Source organism: Rhizobium sp. 01T417 (assembly GCF_056398905.1).
In genome coordinates this window covers 92875-113207 of the sequence record NZ_JBFTQH010000004.1, presented here as the reverse complement: position 1 = coordinate 113207, position 20333 = coordinate 92875, and the positions used below count along the sequence as shown (strand labels likewise).

The window sequence follows — 20333 nt, the reverse complement described above, 5'->3', positions numbered from 1 at the left end:
CCTACCGCCACGCCACGGCGAGAATGACGGTGGCTGCGATCACACCGACAATCATCGCCAGTGCGTAATGGGTCACGACGCCCGTCTGGAGCCGCCGCAGCGCGCCCCCACCGCGCAGGATCGAGTGGGCGACGCCGTTCACGGCGCCGTCCACGGCGACGACATCGATCCGCAGTCCTGCCCGCGCCGCGCGGTTTAGGAGGGGCAGCGCTGCTGTCTCCGATGCGTTGCTCACCGCCTGCTCGTAGCGCGCGACCGGCTTTTCGGCGAACCACATGAATGCGCGCGCCCCCTTGCGATAGAACCAGTCGGTGTCGAGGCTGATCGTATTCTCGGGGTCGAGCGCCCTGAGGAACAGTATAAAACCCAGGGCGGTAAACATCAGTATGCCGAGGCTCTCGGTGACATGGGAGCCCGTATAGGGTTCAAAGTCGACCGGGTATGGCAGGAGCGCGTAGAGCGGCTGCGGAAAAACCCCGATCGCGATGCAGAGCGACGCCGCCATGGCCATTGCGACCAGCATGTTTGCTGGCGGCTCCCGCGCCTGAAGCTTTCGGTCCGTACCGAAAAACATGTAATAGGGAAGCTTGAGCCCGGTGTGCAGGAAAGTGCCGGAGGACGCCATGGTCAGGGCCAGCACCACGAGCGCCCGATGATCCTCGCCCGCAGCGGCAATCACCATCGACTTGGTCACGAAGCCCGAGAAGAATGGAAATGCCGAGATCGCGAAAGCACCGATCATGTAGAGTGCAACGGTTACCGGCATGCTCTTGTAGAGCCCGCCGAGTTCGGTCAGCTTGCGCCTGCCCGTAACATAGATCACCGCCCCGGCGCCCATGAACAGTAGGGACTTGTAGAGGATGTGCGCGAAGGCATGACTTGTGGCCCCGTTAACCGCCATCTCGGTTCCGATCCCGATGCCGGCCACCATGTAGCCCACTTGACTGACGATGTGATAGGCCAGGAGGCGCCGGCAGTCGTTTTCCAGGACCGCATAGACGACGCCGTAAAGCGCCATCGCGGTGCCAAGCCAGACAAGAAGCTCGGTTCCTGGAAAGGCACGGGCGAGCACATAGACCGCGGTCTTCGTGGTGAAGGCGCTCATGAACACCGCTCCCGTCACGGTCGCCTCGGGATAGGCGTCTGTCAGCCAGGCGTTGAGCGGTGGGACGGCAGCGTTGAGCAGGAACCCTGCAAGGATCAGGTAAGTCCCGGTGCCCATTTCCCCGATCGGTCCGAAGAGGAGCGACCCTGTTGAATGTCCATGGAGAATGATACCGCCAAGCAGGACGACGCCCCCCGTGACATGGACCATGAGGTACCGGAAACCGGCACCGATGGCTCGCTGCCCCCCCTGTGCGAAGACCAGATAGGCCGAAGCAAATGCCATGATTTCCCAGAACAGGTAGAGGGTCAGGTAGTCGCCGGCGAACACCACGCCAAGCGAGCTTCCGACGTAGACGAACGCCGCGACGTGCTGGCCGGGGTGAGACAGGTGCAGGGCGTAGACCGTTCCGATCAGAGCCATGATCGCAAAAACCGTGGCGAAGACGATGCTGAGCTTGTCGACCCTGGCAATCAGGATGTCCTGCCCCAGGAACTGCGTCGCCCCATAGCTGCCCGGCTGCATTGTGACCACTGCAAGCAGGCCCAGCAGCGGGACCAGCACCAGATAGATCCTGCGGATCGGATCCTTAAGGAACGGGATCGGTACCGCACCAAGAACGAACAGCAGGGCGGGATGGGCGAAGTCAATCATAATAGTCCTCGCGCCGCATGAGCCCACCCTGATGGCCGAGGAACTTGGAAACGAAGATCAGCAGTACACAGGATACGAATCCGTAGACGGCCGACCAGCCCGGCAGGCGGTCCCAGAGGTATTCTGCGTGTTCGCGCGGGACCAGAAAGTCCGCGATGACGATCAGAACAAGCGCAAGGTAGAACAGCCGGCGTCGCTGGCTGGCATATCTCTCCTCGCCAAAGAAATCGACCACGCGCTTGATCATCTGACAACTCCTTCCGCCAGAGCGAGGAAATAGTTGGGAAAGACACCCATCGAGACAGACAGGATCGCGGTTGCGACCAACGGGATCGTCATCATCGGAATTTCCCGGACTGTTTCCGGGCTCCCCTCCGCCTCCGTCCTGAAGAAGGCGAGATAGGTCACTGGCAGGAAATAGGCGGCGTTCAGAACCGAACTCACCAAAAGCACGATCAGGAAGGCAACATCCCCCGCCTCCATAGAGCCCAGCGTCAGATACCATTTGCTGACGAAGCCCGCGGTCGGGGGCACCCCGATCATGCTCAGCGACCCGACGAAGAACGCCCCCATCGTCCAGGGCAGCCGGCGGCCGATCCCGGCCATGTCGCTGATGTTGCGCTTCCCCGACGCGCAATAGATCGACCCGGCGCAGAAAAACAGGGTGATCTTGGAGAAGGCGTGCGCCGCAATGTGGATGATGCCGCCGACCATGGCGACCGGCGACAGCAGAACCGCACCGAGCACGATATAGGAGAGTTGGCTGACCGTCGAATAGGCGAGCCTCGCCTTCAGGTCGTCCCGCGTAAGCGCGTAGACAGACGCCATCAGGATCGTGAACGAGACCAGATACGCCGTGGCGATGCCGAGATGCAGACTGCCCATCAGCCCGGTGCCGAAGACATGAAAAACCACCCGCAATACGCAAAAGACGCCCATCTTGACGACGGCCACGGCATGCAGGAGCGCGCTGACAGGTGTCGGCGCCACCATCGCGGCTGGCAGCCAGGCGTGCATCGGCATCACCGCAGCCTTGGCGAAGCCGAAGAGATAGCAGAAATAGACCACCGTCAGCAGCGCTGCAGTGGCATTAACCCCAGCCAGCAGACCACCCGCCACAAAGTCGAGCGATCCCGCAATCGAGTAGGTCAGCGCCAGAGCGGCCAGAAGTGCGCTCTTCGAGGCGCCCATCAGATAGACGAGGTATTTGCGGCTGCCAGTCCATGCCGCTTCGTCCTCGTGGTGATAGACGAGCGGGTAGGTAACGAGGCTGAGCACCTCATAAAAGATCACCAGTGTGAACAGATTGGCCGCGAAGGCGCCGCCGGCGGCGGCCGCAAGGCTGCTGGCGAAGCAGGCGAAGAACCGGGTCTGCGCGTGCTCCTTCAAATGTCGCATATAGCCGATGGAATAGACCGCCGCCGCGATCCATAGCAACGATGAGACGGTGGCAAACACCATGCCGAGCGCGTCGACCCGGAAGGCAAAGTCAATCCCCGGAAGGACCTCGAACAGGCGCAAGTCGATTGTCCCGCCGGAAAGCACTGTTGGCGCCATCGAGGCGACAATCGCAAACATGGCGACCGCGGCGATCGGCGAGACGACGTCGCGGAGTTTCTCGCGGTTGTTCAAAAGGAGAATCGCAAGGGCCGCCAGACCTGGTATGGCGATGGCAAGCAGCGGCCGGATCGATGTCACCGGGTCCAAACCGCTATCCTTTCATCATCGTCACATCGTCGACCTTGAGAGTGGATTTGTTCCTCACAAAGGCGACCAGGATGCCAAGGGCGACTGCAACTTCCGCCGCGGTGATCGCGATTACGAAGATCGCGAAAACCTGGCCGCGGAAATCACCATGCTGGCGCCCAAATGCGATGAAGTTGATGTTGACCGAGTTGAGCAGCAGCTCCAGCGACATCAGCACGACCAGGATATTGCGTCTCAGCAAGACGCCGGCCGCCCCAATCACGAAGACGACCACTCCGAGCAGGATGAACCAGGAGAGCGGAACCATTATCGCTCGTCCTTTCTCGCCAGCACGATGGCGCCGACCAGGGCGGCCAGCAGGATGACGGAGGCTGTTTCAAACGGCAGGAGATAGTCGGCGAAAAGTGCCGTGCTAAGTTGCCTGACCGAGTCGTCGCTTGATATTGCGGGGGGCAACGCAACCGAAAAGCGGCTGCTCCATAGCACCAACGCAAGCATCTCGATCCCAAGCAGGGCCAGCAGCACAAGAGCGGGCAGGTTGGGGCCCGGCAAGAACCGCTGCAACACGGCTTCGCGTACATCGATCATCATGATCACGAACAGGAAGAGGACCATGATCGCGCCGACATAGACGAATATCTGGATGACGGCGGGCAACGGTGCGTCAAGCAGGATAAAGATTGCCGAGATCTGCAGGAAGCAGGCCATCAACGCCAATGCGCTATGAACGGGATTGCGTGCCACGACCACAATGAGGGCCGCAATCACGCACACCGTCGCGAACAGAAGAAAAAACCCCTGACCCATCGACGCGACCCTCCCACGCAAACTGTCACCCAGCGCGAGATGGCCGGATTTGAGATAGTTGCGCACCTCAGGTGCATTTATAAATTGTGCCCTAGTCTCGGATCTTTCACAAGATTATTGTCATGGTGGCAGAAAAGGCGGGCCAACCCGCGCAGCGCGAACAATGCTCAAGGGAACCACTGGCCGGGGAGCCACCGGTTCCGTCACCGGCGCGCTCTGCGTCGCTGCGACTCGCCAGAAAACTCCGTCTTGCCGCTGGCTCAAAACCGAAAGCAGATCATCGCAACTGGTCAAGCGCGGGGTGAGGTTCACGCAACCCATATCTGAGGCTGACGAGCGCGATATTGGTTGCACTTCAGCGAGCCTCTGGAAGGCACTCGATGTGCTACAGATCCTGCTTCATTACGCCGTGATCTGGGTGTGCGTTTGCACCGCCCGACAGCAGCGTCGCGATCCACTTTCCAGATGGCGTGCCTGCGCAATAGACGATGAAGGAGATCAGAATAGGCACGCCGATGAAGGCACCGGAGATGCCCCACATGAAGCTCCAGAAGAAGACTGCGAAAATGACGGCGAAGGGGGATATTGCCAGCGACGCGCCGGTAAGGCGCGGCTCCAGGTAGCTCCCGATGATGAACTGGATCACGTTCAGACTTGCGAAGATCAAGACCACGGATTGCCATTTCTCGAATTGGGCAATGGCAAACAGCGTTGGGAGCGCGGTTGCGACAAACGGTCCGAGGAAGGGGATGTAGTTGAGCGCGAATGCGATCGCGCCCCAAGCGGTCGCAAGTTCAAGCCCCGCACCCAGCGCAAACAGCCAGACCACCAGTCCGGTCAGGATACTGGCAAACGTCCGCACGGTCATGAAGCGACGCAGCTTGGCACCAATCTCGCGATTGGCAGTCAGGATACGCATTCCGTGAGGTTGCGCTTCGGGAGAGACAAGGCGTTTTTTAAAGTCTTCGACCTCGAGGAGGCCGAGCATGACGAAGATGAAGACCAGCAGCGCGAAGCCGGCGAAGCTGTTCAAGCGGCCGGCCATCCCCTGCACGAAACCGACCAGCCAGGCAACGTCGAAACGGTCGGCCAATGGACCAGCGACCGCAAGGCCCCGCTCTTCCAGCCAATTTGTCCAGTCGACATAGACCGCCTGGAAACGGTCAGCATTGACGAACAGCCATTGCGCGAGATTGCCAAACCCCCACGCTACCGCAGACCCGATCGCGATGATAACGGTCATTGTGACGATCAGCGTTATCAGGAGGGCGACGAGCTTGGGAAGCCAGCGCTGCAGGGCGGCCTGGCATGGCCAGACCAGGGCTATGACAAAGAGCGAAAAGATCAGGGGCGCAAAGATCGATTGGGCGACATAAAGCAAAGCAAGCACCAAGATACCGGTTGCTATCGAACCGATCATGCGACCACCGCCCGCTTCCTGCATGCTCGCCCCTTGAATAGTGATAGAGTTTCCGGATGCCGCCCGATGATAGCGGAGCTCGACGGCAAATTGAATACTTCGCGCAGGACTGGAATTTATCTACCGCAACTGCTGCGGATAGCTTAGAACAATAACGTGCTTCGGCTCATGCATGTTGCCACAGGAGCGACCGGACCGCTTGTCTTTGTTGTTGACCCTTTTGATTAGCTTGGCAGAAGATTAGGTCGAGCCCGTGTCCTCAATCCGTTTGTCGGTCATTGTTGTCATCCTGTTGGCTCTCGTCGGTTGTGGCGGACCGCGTGCGGTCCTTGGCCTCCCGGTCGCATCATCATCAGGCGCAAAACCGCGAGCCATCGTTCCGATCTATGTCGCGACCAACCGCGCCCGATCCAATAATCTCTCCCTGCCATACTCGGCTGAGCGGTCGAAAACGTTGAATTTTGCAGAAATCGACGTTGGGATCCCGCAAAACCATGTTGCCGGCCGCGTCGAGAAAAGTGGCAGGACCCCCGATCCGAGAAGACACTTTTCGGCAAGGACCTATCAGCCAATTGCCGGGCGAGAGGACTTCATCCGACGGCTGAATGCGGCGCTGGCGCAGAAGGCGCCCGAAAACCGTGAGATCTTCATCTTCGTCCACGGTTACAACAACAACTTCGCCGACAGCGTCTTTCGAAACGCCCAGATCAGCTACGACTTCGATGTCAAGTCGGTCTCGTTGCATTACGCCTGGCCGTCAGGCGCGTCGGTTCCGCTCTACGTCTTTGATCGTGACAGCGCCCTTGTTGGCCGGCGGGGCCTTGCCGAAACAATCGAGATCGCAGCCGAAACCAATGCGAAGCGAATAATCCTGGTTGGTCATTCCATGGGCGCCTATGTCGTCACCGAGGCACTGCGCGATCTCGCCCTCAGGGGGCGCACCGGTGCATTGAAGCGGCTGGGGGGCGTGGTTCTTGCTGCGCCCGATATCGATGTCGACGTGTTCCTCAGCCAGCTTGACGACATTGGTGACATACCGAAACCGTTTACAATCATCGTCTCGCGCCGTGATCGCGCGCTCGGGTTTTCCCGGCGATTGGCAGGCGGCCGTCCGCGCGTCGGCAGTGGCTCCGAGCTCGCCGTCCTTCAGGCGAGAGAGATCGCGGTCATCGATGCCTCTGCTGTTGATGGCGGCACACACAGCGTCTTTGCGAGTTCACCGACGCTGATGGACATGGTCAACAATGATACTTTGATGCGTGGTCTTATCAGAGATGACGAGCCCCCCGCCGGCCAGACAATGCTTGCCGACGGCGCATCGGTGATCGAAGGCGCTGCATCGCTGATCATTTTTCTGCCAAGCCGCATTCTGGGCGGGATCACACAGGCAGCCGCCAGCCAATAGCGATCGTGCCCGATAGCCGGCGGGATACGCTTGGCAAACGGTTCGCCTGCTTCAGTAACTGCAGGGCCGATCGTTGCCAAATCCGCCGCTGCACGCTGGCCGCAGTGCAAAGTCGGCATTGTGAGCGCCATAGCCGACTGACCCCGTCGTTCTGGGAGCCTCCGAGCTCGTCGAGCACGCCGTTGCGACACCCGCGACGGCAAGCACTATTCCCAGGCACATCATTTTTCGAAGCGTTTTCATTGCATCCACCCCTGCGTAGCCTGCCACCAGTTGTGACAGAAACTAGTTCGCGGCGGGATCGGGGAAACGGCACGTCAGATCAACACTTCGGCATCGAACGCTGCCAAGGGCGTCTTTCTGCAGCCGTAAGGCCGCCCGTCACCAGTTTGGCACGGCGTATGCATGACCTTTGCCGGGGTTCCTTTGTCAGGAGGGAAAAATGACGGCTTTGGTTACCGATATCGTCAGCGCCACTGGTCAGCTTGAAGCAGCGATTCTCGATGCGACCACTGCAGATCCGGATATTCTGGTCTGCTCCAAGTCCATGAGAGAGAAGGCAAAATTTCTCCCGCAGGTTCTGGTGGAGCACTACCCGGAACTCTTCTGGATCGAGAGCGAGCTGCGCGGCGTATTCGAAGCCTGCTCTGATGCTATTGATCGCAAATCAGTCAATCCGTTGGTCGCAAAAGCGGCAATCTCGATCGCGGAGGAATACCGGCAGGTTATCGATGAGGTGAGGCGAAACAACTGACGGCTCACGAGAGCCGGCACCAGTTCGGATTGCCCATCACAATCGCGTCCAGACAAGCGAGACGCAGATCACCTTCATCGTGCAGCCGCGCATACGCACGGTGTCGCCGCTCAGGGTCAGTACGCCAGTGAATGTCTTCTTGCTCTCGGGCTCGATGATGCTGCCGGTGAAATTGCCGTTGCTGCCTTTGAATGATCCTATGCGCCTTCCCGCATTATTGCCGGTTTTCATGGTAATGCAGTAGCCTTGGGCGCATTCGTCGATGGTCGCGGTGGTGCCGACTTGTGTCTTCCAGTTACCCACAACAGGCTCTTGAGCCAGAGCGGTGAAGGTCACGAGCGCCATTGGCGCGGTGATCAGTGCCAGCCTTAGCATGGTTTGCTCCCCTTCTTTGGCAATCAGGGTGAGGCCGTGGGAGGCCTAAAGCGTTCCACTATACGCCCCGATGGCGCCCCGCTCCAGCGCTGCGTGCTCCCCATGCTGTCTCGGCAGGTCATGCGCCCGGGACTGGTGTTAGGCAGACCCGGGCGATTGTGCTGTCGGCTCAGCCTTCCAGCCACCTCACCTGTTCTGGTGTGAGCTTGATGTCGAGCGCCGAGACGCTGTCTTCCAGTTCGGCGATCGTGCGCGGCCCGATCAGGGGAATGACCGGGAATGGCTGGGCGATCACATAGGCGAGCGCGATATGGATCGGGCTGCGGCCGAGCTTGGTTGCCAGCTCGATGGCCTTGTCCCGGCGGTCGAAGTTGCGATCCGAATACCAGCAACGGACGATTTCTTCATCGTCGTGCTTGCCGCGGTCCGCACGGTCGGTAAAGAAGCCTCGGCCCTGGCTCGACCAGGCGAAGTTCGGGATCTGCTTTGCGTTCAGCCATTTCTTCCAGTCGTCGTCGGAGGCCGCCACGCATCCAGCCCAGATCGGATCAAGCATTTCGGCAAGCGAGAAGTTGTTGGATAGGGCAGCCGGCGCCGTCTTGCCGTTCTTGGCCGCATAGGCTGCGGCTTCGTCCATGCGTTCGCGGGTCCAGTTCGACCCGCCGAAGATGCCACGGATTCGGCCGCGCCTTACTTCCGCGTCCATGGCGTCGACAAACTCGCCGACCGGAATATCGGTGTTGTCGCGATGCATGAAGTAGATGTCGACATAATCGGTCTTCAGTCGGTTCAACGACTGATCGAGCTGCTTGCCGATCACATCGGGATAGCAAAGTGGGGAGTGAACGCCCTTCCCGATCAGCACGATCTCGTCGCGCGGAACTTTCCGGCTGGTATGCCAATCACCAAAGATGGCCTCCGTCTTGCCGCCGCCATAGACGAAGGCCGTGTCGAAGACATTGCCGCCTGCCTCGTAGAAGGCGTCGAGGGTCAGCGACGCGGCAGCGAAATTCGGGAAGAACTCGAAGCCGAGAGTGACAACCGAAGCAGGCTTGGAAATGCCGGGGATCTGCCGCTGTGGAATACTGCTGCCACTGCGAACGATACCGCCTGCAAGGTTCGTGGTCCGCCTGTCTGACTTCTCGACCCCATATTCCAGGCCGATCGAGGCGCGCCATTGATCGAGTACGCGCAGGTTTCCGATGGAATCGCTCCAGCCCATGCCGGGTGCTCGGAATTCCTTTTCGCCGGCGCGGATTGCATCGCCAGCTGCGTCTACTTCAAATGAATAGAGCCAGCGGTCTTCCTTGACCTCGACGGTCTGCTGCTCGCTGCCCTTGAAGATCTCGATGCGACCGACGCCGCCCTTGTGACCGGAGGCAAACCAGAAGTCCTTGACCTCGATGCGACCCTCCGAACCGATGATGCGCAGCGTGTTGTCCTGTTGCGCCATGATGGAGCAGGACACTTCGGCGATAACGCCGTTCGGAAATTTCAGGACCGCGGAGGCCCATTCATCGACACCCGACTGACCGAGATGACCGACACCGGAGACCTTGTCCGGTTCGAGGAACGGTTTGCCCTCGGCCGCACCCGCAATCAACCGCGCCATGGAGACCGGATAGCCGCCGACGTCGAGGATGCCACCACCGGCGGTATCATTGGAAAACAGACGATGTTCGGGTTTGAACGAGCCCATGTTGAAACCAAAGCTCGAACGGATGATCCGTACAGTGCCAATGACGCCGCTCTTGACCAGTTCGACGATCTTGGCGGTCTGCGGGTGAACCCGATACATGAAGGCTTCCCCGGCGAAGACGCCAGCCTTTTTGGCTTCATGATAGATCGCATCGGCATCGAAGGCGGAAAGCGCAATTGGCTTCTCGACAAGAACGTGCTTGCCTGACCGGATCGCCTTGATCGCCCATTCAGCATGGCCGGTATGAGGGGTCGCGATATAGATCGCGTCGATCTCTGCATCCGTCAGCAGCGCGTCATAGCCTTTGACAATCCGGGCGCCTGGGAAGTTTTCGACAAGCCCCGGCCTTTCAGGATTGCGGGTGGCGATGGCAACGAGCTTTCCGGTGCGCGAATGCGCGATACCGTCCGCGAAGGTGCGGGCGATCGTACCCGGGCCGATGATGCCCCAACGGATCGATTGGTCTGTACTCATGGGAATTCCTCTTTCATTGAATAGGTCTTGGGATGAGGTGGCAGTCACCGGAGGCGGTTGCCGGCGCTGTCGAACAGGAAGCTGCGGTTGGCGCTCAGACCGACAGTCAGCGTGTTGCGATTGCCGGCCGCCCGCGATTCGGGACGCTCGATGATCAGCTGTTCGCCTGCCGCCGTGGTCGCATAGATGTAGCTGGTATTGCCGAGGTGTTCAGCGACATCGATCGTAACGGTAAGATCCGCATCGCCCTGCCCCGCGTCGACGAAGTGCTCCGGGCGCAACCCAAGCGTTACCGACTGACCAGCCTCGAGCAGGCCTGTCACCGGCATGGTCAGACGAACATTCTTGTCACCGGCGACCGCAACGGTGACGCCCGCGGCATTCCGTTCCAGGATTTCGGCCTTGAGGAAGTTCATTTTCGGCGAACCGACGAAGCCGGCAACGAACTGGTTGGCGGGATCATCATAAAGGTCCAGCGGCGCGCCCACCTGCTCGATGTTGCCGGCCCGCAGGACGACGATCTTGTCGGCGAGCGTCATCGCTTCGGTCTGGTCGTGGGTAACATAGATCATCGTCGTACCGAGCTGCTTGTGCAGTCGTGATATCTCGACACGCATCTGCACCCGCAGTTCGGCATCCAGGTTCGACAGCGGTTCATCGAACAGGAAGACCTGCGGTTCGCGCACGATGGCACGGCCGATGGCGACGCGCTGGCGCTGGCCGCCGGACAGTTGCTTCGGCCGTCGCTGCATCAACTCGTTGATCTGCAGGATGTTGGCCGCGTGCTTGACGCGCTTTTCCGTATCCTGCTTCGGGTTGCCGTTCATGCGCAGGCCGAAGCTCAGATTTTCCTCGACAGTCATGTGCGGGTAGAGCGCGTAGGATTGGAAGACCATGGCGATGCCGCGCTCGGCAGGTTCGACGTCATTGACGACCTTGCCGCCGATATTGATCTCGCCGCCCGTGATATCCTCAAGGCCCGCGATCATGCGAAGCAATGTCGACTTGCCGCAGCCGGAAGGGCCAACGAAGACGACAAATTCGCCGTCCTTCACTTCAAGATTGGCGCCATGGATGATTTCCAGCGCGCCGAAGCGCTTGACGACATTTTTCAACGAAAGTTCCGACATCAGCCGTTCCCCGATTATTTGACTGCGCCGGCCGCGATGCCGGCGATGAAGTGGCGTTGCAGGAACACAAAGACGACCAGGATCGGGGCTGTCAGCATGATCGCACCCGCCATGATGCCTCCCCAGGACACCTTGGTCAGGCCGATCAGCGTTCCAAGGGCCACAGGCGCCGTCATCATTCCGGGCTTGGAGTTGATGAGGAGCGGCCAGAGGTAGTTGTTCCAGGAGTGCAGGAAGAGGATGATGGCGAGCGCTGCCATCGTCGGCCTTGCAAGTGGCAGGGCGATGCGGAGGAAGATTTGCCACTCCTTGACGCCCTCGACACGTGCGGCATCGAAGAGCTCGCCGGGCATCATCGAAAAGGCCTGACGCATGAAAAGAACGCCGAGGGAATTGAAGAGCGGCGGGACGATCAGTGCAATCCACGTGTTGGCCAGCCTGAATTCGCGGGCCACCATGATGAACTGCGGAATGACGACGACGGCAAAGGGCAGTGTGATGGTCCCAAGAATGATGCCAATCACGATTGACCGCCCGACGAAGCGGTAGCGCGCCAGCGCCCAGCCGGCCATCGAAGTGAGAAGCACCGACAGGAACGTATAGATCGCCGCGACGCCGATGGAGATGAACATCGCGCGGAGGAAGTCGGTGTCCGCCTGCAGGTTTTTAAAGTTCTCGACGAAGTTGGTCGACGGCCAGAGAACAATCTCGGGGCTGAAGATGCCGAAATCCGACATCGTGGAGAAGACGAACATCATCCATAGCGGAAACAGCCAGATGATGGCGAGCGGCGTCAGGGCGGCATGAAGAGCGATCTGTCGCAGCAGCAGGGATTGAGACTTCGATCTCATTTGGGTTCCCTTCCGATCCAGAGGTTGAGCAGCGAAATCGCCACCGCCAGAGCTGCCATCGTGTAGGCGACAGCGGAGGCGTATCCGAAATTGAGAGAGCGGAAACCTTCGCGATAAAGCAGAAGGCCAAGCGTTTCGGTTCCACCGCCCGGGCCGCCGCGATTGGTGATCAAGAATGGCTCGGTAAAGAGCTGCATCGTGCCGATGACCGACAGGATGACGCAAAACAGGATGATCGGTTTCAGCAGCGGCAGGGTGATGTGGAAGAACTGCTGCGTCTTGCTGACGCGATCGAGCGTTGCTGCCTCGTAGACGTCGTCTGGAATGGATTGCAGGCCGGCAAGTATGATGATCGCGTTGTAGCCAGCCCAGCGCCAGGTCACTGCGATGATGATCAAGGCCATGGCGGCGTTGGCATTGTCGAACCAGGAGACCGCCGGGAGGCCAACCAAGGTGATGATCTTGTTGATGATCCCGAAATCGAAGCTGAACATCAGGCGGAAGACTGCGGAATAGGCCACTTCGCCGACGACGACGGGTGCGAAAAACGCAAAGCGAAACAGGGGCCGCGCCTTTAGAAGCGGGGAGTTCAGCAGGACCGCCATGACGGTCGCAATCGCGATCATGACCGGTACCTGGATGACCAGGATGATCAGCGTGTTGTAGAGCGCGTTGTAAAAGGCAGGGTCACCAATGAGACGACCCCAGTTAACGCCGGGACTGAATTTCCAGKGGTTGACACGGGTATTCTGAAACGAGGTCAGAAACGAACTGATGATCGGCCATATCCAGAAGGTGGCAAATACCAATAGATAGGGCGCAAGAAAAGCGTAGGCGTTCCGGTTCCGGATCGGCATTCTATTCTCCTCACAGACGAGACGAGCCATCCCTGAGGATGGAGGCCGGGCGCCAAGCGACGCCCGGCACCGTTACTCATTTCGCAAGGGGAAGACCGGTCGCCGTCGCGATCTGTTTTGCGGCGTCGTCAAGCGCGGCCTTCGCATCAGGATAGCCGCCGGCGAAGTACTTGGTCTGCGCTGCCCTGTAGATCGAGTCCGCATCCGTCTGGAACGGCGTCCCGCGGCTTGGAACGATCTTCGGCAGGGTCGAAAGGATATCGGCCCATACCTTCTGGTCGTGCCAGTAGGCCTGTGGTTCGTTGACGAAGGGATCCTGGACTGCGGTCAACAGCGACGGGACGAGACCAAAGGATTTCAGCATCGTCACCTGGCCCTCATTGGTGCCAAGTGCGTAGTTGATGTAGGTCCAGGCTGCTTCCTTGTTCTGGGAATTGGCAGCGATCGCAAGCGACGAGCCGCCGAGATTCGCAGCATGCGGGCCATCGGGCGTCAGGCTTGGCATCATGTAGACGCCCCACTTGCCGGAAAGGTCGGGCGAGCCGGAGCGAATGGTGCCTTCATACCAGCCGCCATACATCTGGCTTGCCACCTTGCCAGCGGTATTGGCCTGGATCTTCTCGTCCCAGATGGCTGCCGTCAGCGTTCCGGCGTCCTTCATCTGCTTGACTTTTTCGAGTGTCGCAACGCAGGCCGGCTGATTGATGGTAATCGTCTGGCCGTCCGTCGAGAAATAGCCGCAGCCCTGCTCGTTGGAAATCATGCGGAACCATTCGCTGTCGCCGTTGAAGTCGGCTTGCGCCATGACGACGCCCGGATTGGCCGCGGAGATCTTCTTGCCAGCCGCAATGAAATCGTCCCAGGACTTGATCGTCGACGGATCAACGCCGGCCTTTTCATAGAAATCCCGGCGATAGAAAACGGCGACCGGACCGGAATCCCACGGCATGGCGTAGGCGACATCACCGACCTCGAGCTCCGTGCGCTTGAAATCCGGGAATTTCGCCTGGATTTCGGGAGTGTAGCCCAACTCTTTCAGATTGGCGAAGCAGTCAGGGAAGCGGCTCCAGAAGATTTCAGCCTCGAAGTTTTCCACGCTGACGATGTCGGGCAGTCCTTCGCCACCGGCGGCGCAGGCGGCCAACATCTTGTCGAAGACCTGCTGGTTGCCGAGATCCTCGACCGTGACCTTGATGTCAGGATGCTGCTTGTTGAAGCCTTCGAGCGTGGACTTCAGCGCCGATGCGGCGATGTTCCAGCTCCAGATGGTCAGATTGCCCGACTGCTGTGCGAAAGCAGAACCGGAAGCAAGAAGTGCGACTGCAGTGGTCGCACCGATGAGTTTGAAGCGCATTGAAAATCCTCCCTTTTCAATTGCCGTCCCTTAGCGAACGCGGCTAGACTATCTACAAGGGAGCCGCTGTCTCCTAAAAAGGGAACATGGACTTGGCGGAAAGTAAGATCGTAAGGCGGGCAGTCTATCAACCGGGAGCGAGCAGCATCGAGGGTTTGCCGACGGCCCTTCAGATGTTTCACAACCATCCACCAGTGATGCTCATGCCTCATTGGCATGTGCAGGTCGAAGTGAATTATATCATGCAGGGTAGCGTGCACTACCGCATGAACGGCCAGAAAATCTCGATGAAGGCGGGCGATATGTGCCTGTTTTGGGGTGGGCAACCGCACCAGATGGACGATTGCTCCGAGGACGCGATCTACGCCGGCGGCCACCTGCCACTGGTCTATTTCTTCCGTATGCGCCTGCCCATCAACATCTCCAGCCGACTGATGAAGGGTGAGATCCTGTTCACCTCGGCAACTGATGCGGCCGACCTCGAGAACTTTCCGCGCTGGGTGCGCTATACCAAATCCGGCGATCCCGCCAAGGCGCAGCACGCCGTCGACGAGATGCTGTTGCGGGTGGAGCGAATCGCACTCGAACCCTATTCAATGATCCCGACCCTCGGGCCGACGGATGCCGACGATATCGAGCAATGCTACCCGCAATCGTCGCGAAGCGTGGCGCGTATGTGCGACTTCATCGCCGTCAACTTCCTGCAGGAAATCGATTCGGTCGATATCGCTCGCGCCGCCGATCTTCATCCGAAATATGCGATGAACCTGTTCAAGAAGACGACAGGCATGACGCTCAGCAAATATGTCAATCTGCTGCGTCTGTCACGGGCACAGGCAATGCTGATGAACGATGAGGCGAACGTCTTGCAGGTCGCGATGGATAGCGGCTTCGGGTCGATCAGCGCCTTCAACAAGTCATTCCGCCATATCGCCGGGATGTCGCCTTCCGATTTTCGTCGCGATGCGCGCATGGTCACGCAGTATGCGCCCTAGTCCATGGCCTCACAGATTTCGTGTCGTGGCAAACACATTGTAGACAAGCTCGGCGGAGGCCGACAGTTCACGTTCCTTGAGCTTGATGAGGCCGAAACCCGGAACGGAGATGTCTCCCTCGATCTGCAGCGCCTTGACGAGACCATGCCTCTCGAGGAGCGCGGCAACAGGCTCGGCGAAGATGCCGAGCCGCTGGCTCTGCAGGATCAACAGCATGGTCAGGAGCGCATCAGAGGTCGAAACGACGCTGGCCGGTACGATGCCATGGCGCCGGATGAAATCATCAATGACCTGCCTGAGAAACGAGCCATGCGGCTGCAGCACCCAGCTCTGGTGCCGGAGGTCGTCCTCGGTGACGACAGGCTTTGCCGAGAGCGGATGATCCACCGCCACGATGACGCGCAGCGTCTCCTGGCCAACAGGCAGATAATCAAACCAGAGTGGGTTCATGCCGCTCGGAATTCGGCAAACGGCAAAGTCGAGCCTCCTGCTCAGCACGTCCTCGAGCAGCACGTCGCTGCTTCCTACAGCGATGCTGATGTCGATTGTCGGATGGGTCTGGAAGATGCGTTTCAGCGCGGGGGCGACATAGTCGGCGGCTGGCGTCATGATCGTGCCGAACGCGACACTGCCGCCCTGCCCGGCTGCAGCGACCACCATTTCGTATTCGGCGCGCTGCGCCTCGGAGATCAACATCTTGGCGTGGCGAACGATCACCTCTCCTTGAGGGGTGGGGATAAGTCCACGGTTGTGTCTCTCGAAGAGCTGGTGTCCGGACATTTGCTCCAACTCGTTCAATGTCCTCGACAGTGCCGGCTGCGAGACGCCGAACATCTCTGCAACGACACCGAGCTTTCCGTGCTCGCTGAGCGCCACGAGCATCTTCAGGTGGCGTAGCCTGAAACCATCCAATCCCATGCTTGCCTCACTTGATATAAGGGATTTGCATATCAAAATGCGAAAGACTGATTATACATTCCTGTATCGATCAGCTAAGTGCATGACAACAACGGCGTCAAAGCAAGGAAATTCATCGTGGTTGAGAAAACACCTTCCCCGAATCAGAACGCAGTTCAAGAGCAGGACGGATCGCGCCAGCTTCGCTCGAAGGCCTGGTTCGACAATCTCGCAAATCCCGACATGACCGCGCTCTACCTCGAGCGCTACATGAACTTCGGTCTCAGCCAGGAAGAGCTGCAGTCGGGTCGCCCGATCATCGGTATCGCGCAGACGGGCTCTGACCTGTCGCCGTGCAATCGTCACCACATCGAACTCGCCAAGCGCGTTCGCGAAGGCATCCGTGACGCTGGCGGTATCGCCATCGAGTTCCCGGTCCACCCGATCCAGGAAACCGGCAAGCGCCCGACGGCGGGCCTCGATCGCAACCTTTCCTATCTCGGTCTCGTCGAGGTTCTCTACGGCTACCCGCTTGACGGCGTCGTTCTGACCATCGGCTGCGATAAGACGACCCCGGCCTGTCTGATGGCCGCGGCAACCGTCAACATTCCCGCGATCGCGCTGTCGGTCGGCCCGATGTTGAACGGCTGGTTCCGCGGCGAACGCACGGGCTCGGGCACGATTGTCTGGAAGGCACGCGAAATGATGGCGCGTGGCGAAATCGACTATCAGGGCTTCGTCAAGCTCGTCGCATCCTCCGCGCCGTCGACCGGATATTGCAACACGATGGGCACGGCAACCACGATGAACTCGCTTGCAGAAGCACTCGGCATGCAGTTGCCGGGCGGCGCCGCCATTCCGGCCCCCTATCGTGACCGCCAGGAAGTTTCCTATGAAACCGGCCTGCGGATCGTCGAAATGGTTCGGGAAGATCTGAAGCCCTCCGACATTCTGACCAAGGAAGCCTTCATCAACGCGATCAAGGTCAACTCCGCGATCGGCGGCTCCACCAATGCTCCGATCCATCTCAACGCACTTGCCCGCCACATCGGCGTCGAGCTCACGGTCGACGATTGGCAGACCTACGGCGAGGAAATCCCGCTGCTCGTCAACCTGCAGCCGGCTGGCGAATATCTCGGCGAGGACTACTATCACGCCGGTGGCGTTCCCGCCGTCATGGGCGAACTGATCAAGCATAACCTCCTCAACACCGGCGCAATGACCGTCAACGGCAAGACTGTTGGCGAGAATTACACCACGGCGACGATCGAAGACGACAAGGTGATTCGCCCGTTCGAGCGTCCGCTTAAGGAGCGCGCCGGGTTCCGCGTCCTGCGCGGCAACCTCTTCTCGTCGGCAATCATGAAGACGAGCGTGATCTCGCCCGAGTTCCGTCAGCGTTATCTCTCCAACCCGAATGATCCGGAAGCCTTTGTTGGCCGCGCTGTCGTCTTTGACGGACCGGAAGATTACCATCACCGCATCGACGATCCGTCACTGGCGATCGACGCTTCGACGGTCCTCTTCATGCGCGGCGCCGGCCCGATCGGCTATCCGGGTGCGGCCGAAGTCGTCAACATGCGCGCTCCGGACTACCTCCTGAAGCAGGGGATCAGTTCCCTGCCCTGCATCGGCGATGGCCGCCAGTCCGGGACGTCCGGATCGCCCTCCATCCTCAACGCTTCGCCAGAAGCGGCAGCCGGCGGTGGGCTTGCGCTCCTCAAGACCGGCGACCAGGTTCGTATCGATCTCAAGAAGGGGAGCGCCAACATCCTCATCAGCGACGAGGAGCTCGCCGAACGCCGCAAGGCGCTCGAGGCAGCCGGGGGCTATGTCTATCCGGAAAGCCAGACACCCTGGCAGGAAATGCAGCGTGCCTGCGTTGGTCAGATGGAAACCGGTGCCGTGCTCGAGCCTGCCGTCAAGTATCAGCGTATCGCTCAGACGAAGGGAATTCCGCGCGATAACCACTAAGTCGTCGGCGCGCGTGCGAGAGCGCGTGGCGCCGAAGACCGTCTGATCGAGTACAATGGGCGCGACGCTGTCTCCGGCATCGCGTCCTTTCGCGTTTCGTCCATTTGCGTTTCCGGAGGTCGAGAATCCTTGGTTTTGACCTTGTCGTCAGGCAGCGATTGTGATCGATTTCCGCGGCCGCTGGGTTGGAGGGCGGCCGGTTCGTTTTTCATTTTGAGCGCGTCCATCGCTCGCGTGACGGAACATGACGATGTCTTATACTCTTCTGGACTCTGCTGCCGCCGGTGGCTTGTTTGTAGGTCGTGCCTGGAACCCTGGTGTCCAAGGGCCGAGCGTCGTGGTGGTTCGGGATGACCAGGTGGTCGATATCACCTCCAAGGCCGTGCCGACGCTGAGCGCACTTCTGGAGCAGGCCGACGCCGCAGCAGTTGCTCGTAATGCACAAGGCCCTGTGCTCGGCACGCTGGAGGAGATCGCTGCCTCGGGCATCGGCACACCCGACCTGTCGCGCGTCCATCTGCTTGCTCCGGCTGACCTTCAGGCTATCAAGGCCTGCGGCGTGACGTTTGCCCAGTCGATGATCGAGCGGGTCATCGAGGAGAAGGCCGCTGGAAACCCGGATCGTGCAGCGGCCATCCGGGAGCGGGTCAGCACGCTCATCGGCGGTAGCCTCAACAACCTGAAGGCCGGGTCGCCTGAAGCTGCCAAGGTCAAGCAGGCGTTGATCGAGGAAGGCATGTGGTCACAATATCTCGAGGTCGGCATCGGGCCCGACGCCGAGGTGTTCACCAAGTCGCCGGTGCTTTCTTCTGTTGGCTGGGGTGCCGATGTTGGTCTGCATCCGATCTCGACCTGGAACAATCCCGAGCCCGAGATCGTGCTTGCCGTGAATAGTCGCGGGGACATCAAGGGTGCAACGCTTGGCAACGACGTCAATCTGCGCGACGTCGAGGGCCGCTCGGCGCTTCTGCTCGGCAAGGCGAAAGATAACAATGCTTCCTGCTCAATCGGCCCGTTCATCCGTCTGTTCGACGAGACCTTTGGCCTCGATGACGTGCGCAGCGCAGAGCTCGACCTCAAGGTTACCGGGACAGACGGTTTCGTCCTGCACGGCAAGAGCTCGATGTCGAAGATCAGCCGCGACCCGACTGACCTCGTCAAGCAGACCTGCGGCGCCCATCATCAGTATCCGGACGGCTTCATGCTGTTTCTGGGAACGCTGTTTGCCCCAACGCAGGATCGCGACGCGCCGAATCAGGGCTTCACCCACAAGGTTGGCGACGTCGTCGAAATTTCTTCGGCGGGTCTCGGCTCGCTCGTCAACACGGTGAGGCTTTCGACCGAGTGCCCGCCCTGGAGCTTCGGGATTGCGGCCCTGATGGCAAGCCTTGCAAGGCGCGATCTGCTGTAGGTTTTGAAGATGTGGTGCGGCAGGCGCCGCTGAAATCTTGCGCCGGACGGGCAGGCTACCTGTTCCGGCGCAACTGATCACATATATGCTTCTGAAACAGGGCCGAAGCGTTGAGGATGCCATGAAGAAGAGAGCTCTTGTACTGGTTGGAGCATTCCTTCTTGCTGCATGCACGGCTGCGAAGGATTTTTCATCGCCCGGCCTCGAGCCGATCCCCGGCAGTGTCACTTATGGCGGCCAGCCACGCACCAAGCTGACGAAATCCCCGCCCGGATCGACGTTCCCCCACAACTTCATAGACCAGTGGGGTCGACAAGTGGATGAAACCTACATGATACAGCCCGACAGGTCGTTGAAGATCGTCCACAGGGAGTTCCGGCCAATTCGCTTCAACCGGTAAGCAATGTTGACACGGGGCTTTAGCGAAGGCCGTAGCCTGGCGGTACTTGTCAGCGAGCCCTCGC

At 59.7% G+C, this 20333-nt stretch carries 19 protein-coding genes; 6 read left to right on the top strand and 13 right to left on the bottom strand.

Annotated elements, in window-relative coordinates:
- Position 1: 1 nt before the first annotated feature.
- From AC1DPR_RS06075 to AC1DPR_RS06050, 6 genes are all read right to left on the bottom strand, one after another.
- A complete protein-coding gene (locus tag AC1DPR_RS06075) occupies positions 2-1759 on the bottom strand; it encodes a Na(+)/H(+) antiporter subunit D (protein ID WP_477815891.1) in 1758 nt (585 codons plus the stop codon).
- The gene (locus AC1DPR_RS06070) at positions 1752-2006 is read right to left on the bottom strand and encodes a hypothetical protein (protein ID WP_025658423.1); all 255 of its coding nucleotides are present in this window, start codon (positions 2004-2006) and stop codon (positions 1752-1754) included. The genes AC1DPR_RS06075 and AC1DPR_RS06070 overlap by 8 nt, the downstream gene beginning before the upstream one ends.
- A complete protein-coding gene (locus AC1DPR_RS06065) occupies positions 2003-3466 on the bottom strand; it encodes a monovalent cation/H+ antiporter subunit D family protein (protein ID WP_477815890.1) in 1464 nt (487 codons plus the stop codon). The genes AC1DPR_RS06070 and AC1DPR_RS06065 overlap by 4 nt, the downstream gene beginning before the upstream one ends.
- 4 nt (positions 3467-3470) lie before the next feature.
- Positions 3471-3773, bottom strand: coding sequence for an NADH-quinone oxidoreductase subunit NuoK (gene nuoK, locus AC1DPR_RS06060; protein WP_018855546.1), 303 nt, complete (start codon positions 3771-3773; stop codon positions 3471-3473).
- The gene (locus AC1DPR_RS06055) at positions 3773-4273 is read right to left on the bottom strand and encodes an NADH-quinone oxidoreductase subunit J (RefSeq protein ID WP_477815889.1); all 501 of its coding nucleotides are present in this window, start codon (positions 4271-4273) and stop codon (positions 3773-3775) included. Before AC1DPR_RS06055 ends, nuoK begins: the two co-directional genes overlap by 1 nt.
- A 385-nt stretch (positions 4274-4658) precedes the next feature.
- Positions 4659-5717: an AI-2E family transporter gene (locus AC1DPR_RS06050; protein WP_477815888.1), complete on the bottom strand. Its 1059-nt coding sequence runs from the start codon at positions 5715-5717 to the stop codon at positions 4659-4661.
- A gap of 229 nt (positions 5718-5946) precedes the next feature.
- Here AC1DPR_RS06050 and AC1DPR_RS06045 point away from each other — a divergent pair, with 229 nt between their 5' ends.
- Positions 5947-7098, top strand: coding sequence for an alpha/beta hydrolase (locus AC1DPR_RS06045; RefSeq protein WP_477815887.1), 1152 nt, complete (start codon positions 5947-5949; stop codon positions 7096-7098).
- Positions 7099-7540: 442 nt separating this feature from the next.
- Entirely contained in the window at positions 7541-7852 is a 312-nt protein-coding gene (locus tag AC1DPR_RS06040) for a hypothetical protein (protein WP_018855542.1), read from the top strand.
- Between the two features lie 36 nt (positions 7853-7888).
- Here the strand turns inward: AC1DPR_RS06040 and AC1DPR_RS06035 are convergent, their stop codons facing one another.
- The 6 genes from AC1DPR_RS06035 to AC1DPR_RS06010 all read right to left on the bottom strand — a co-directional run bounded on the left by AC1DPR_RS06035 (position 7889) and on the right by AC1DPR_RS06010 (position 14592).
- Positions 7889-8227 (bottom strand): DUF2147 domain-containing protein, encoded by a 339-nt coding sequence (locus tag AC1DPR_RS06035; RefSeq protein ID WP_018855541.1) that lies wholly within the window; start codon positions 8225-8227, stop codon positions 7889-7891.
- A 169-nt stretch (positions 8228-8396) separates the two neighbouring features.
- Positions 8397-10400: an aldo/keto reductase gene (locus AC1DPR_RS06030; RefSeq protein WP_477815886.1), complete on the bottom strand. Its 2004-nt coding sequence runs from the start codon at positions 10398-10400 to the stop codon at positions 8397-8399.
- Positions 10401-10444: 44 nt separating this feature from the next.
- Positions 10445-11530 (bottom strand): ABC transporter ATP-binding protein, encoded by a 1086-nt coding sequence (locus AC1DPR_RS06025; protein WP_477815885.1) that lies wholly within the window; start codon positions 11528-11530, stop codon positions 10445-10447.
- Positions 11531-11544: 14 nt separating this feature from the next.
- Positions 11545-12381, bottom strand: coding sequence for a carbohydrate ABC transporter permease (locus tag AC1DPR_RS06020; RefSeq protein WP_018855538.1), 837 nt, complete (start codon positions 12379-12381; stop codon positions 11545-11547).
- The gene (locus AC1DPR_RS06015) at positions 12378-13238 is read right to left on the bottom strand and encodes a carbohydrate ABC transporter permease (protein WP_477815884.1); all 861 of its coding nucleotides are present in this window, start codon (positions 13236-13238) and stop codon (positions 12378-12380) included. Before AC1DPR_RS06015 ends, AC1DPR_RS06020 begins: the two co-directional genes overlap by 4 nt.
- 76 nt (positions 13239-13314) lie before the next feature.
- Complete coding sequence (locus tag AC1DPR_RS06010) at positions 13315-14592, bottom strand: ABC transporter substrate-binding protein (protein ID WP_477815883.1); 1278 nt, start codon at positions 14590-14592, stop codon at positions 13315-13317.
- Positions 14593-14678: 86 nt separating this feature from the next.
- Between AC1DPR_RS06010 and AC1DPR_RS06005 the strand changes: the two genes are divergently transcribed.
- On the top strand, positions 14679-15587 hold the full coding sequence (locus AC1DPR_RS06005; protein WP_018855535.1) for a helix-turn-helix domain-containing protein: 909 nt from the start codon (positions 14679-14681) through the stop codon (positions 15585-15587).
- Between the two features lie 9 nt (positions 15588-15596).
- On the opposite strand, the gene AC1DPR_RS06000 is transcribed toward AC1DPR_RS06005, so the two are convergent.
- Entirely contained in the window at positions 15597-16505 is a 909-nt protein-coding gene (locus AC1DPR_RS06000; protein WP_025658411.1) for a LysR family transcriptional regulator, read from the bottom strand.
- Positions 16506-16622: 117 nt separating this feature from the next.
- Here AC1DPR_RS06000 and AC1DPR_RS05995 point away from each other — a divergent pair, with 117 nt between their 5' ends.
- The 3 genes from AC1DPR_RS05995 to AC1DPR_RS05985 all read left to right on the top strand — a co-directional run bounded on the left by AC1DPR_RS05995 (position 16623) and on the right by AC1DPR_RS05985 (position 20269).
- Entirely contained in the window at positions 16623-18458 is a 1836-nt protein-coding gene (locus tag AC1DPR_RS05995) for an IlvD/Edd family dehydratase (protein ID WP_026371556.1), read from the top strand.
- 250 nt (positions 18459-18708) lie between these two features.
- Entirely contained in the window at positions 18709-19869 is a 1161-nt protein-coding gene (locus tag AC1DPR_RS05990; RefSeq protein WP_477815882.1) for a fumarylacetoacetate hydrolase family protein, read from the top strand.
- A gap of 121 nt (positions 19870-19990) precedes the next feature.
- Positions 19991-20269 (top strand): hypothetical protein, encoded by a 279-nt coding sequence (locus AC1DPR_RS05985; RefSeq protein ID WP_018855531.1) that lies wholly within the window; start codon positions 19991-19993, stop codon positions 20267-20269.
- The last annotated feature ends 64 nt before the right edge of the window (positions 20270-20333 follow it).